This is a genomic window from Mesorhizobium sp. WSM4823 (assembly GCF_055811195.1).
In genome coordinates this window covers 1-248 of record NZ_JBVVQL010000072.1, presented here as the reverse complement: position 1 = coordinate 248, position 248 = coordinate 1, and the positions used below count along the sequence as shown (strand labels likewise).

General features: G+C 67.3%; 1 pseudogene. It reads right to left on the bottom strand.

Annotated elements, in window-relative coordinates:
- Window positions 1-217, bottom strand: a pseudogene (locus AC0L26_RS32050) (hypothetical protein); the annotation flags it as partial.
- Window positions 218-248: the final 31 nt, after the last annotated feature.

Sequence of the window (248 nt, the reverse complement as noted above, 5' to 3'; positions counted from 1 at the left end):
CCTGTGGCTCCGGTATCGCCAGTGGCGCCGGTGTCACCAGTTGCACCCGTGTCGCCTGTGGCTCCGGTATCGCCAGTGGCGCCGGTGTCACCAGTTGCACCCGTATCGCCTGTGGCTCCGGTATCGCCAGTAGCTCCGGTCGCGCCAGTTGCACCGGTATCGCCAGTCGCGCCGGTATCGCCGGTCGCACCAGTCGCTCCGGTATCACCGGTCGCACCAGTCGCTCCGGTATCACCCGTTGCACCTGT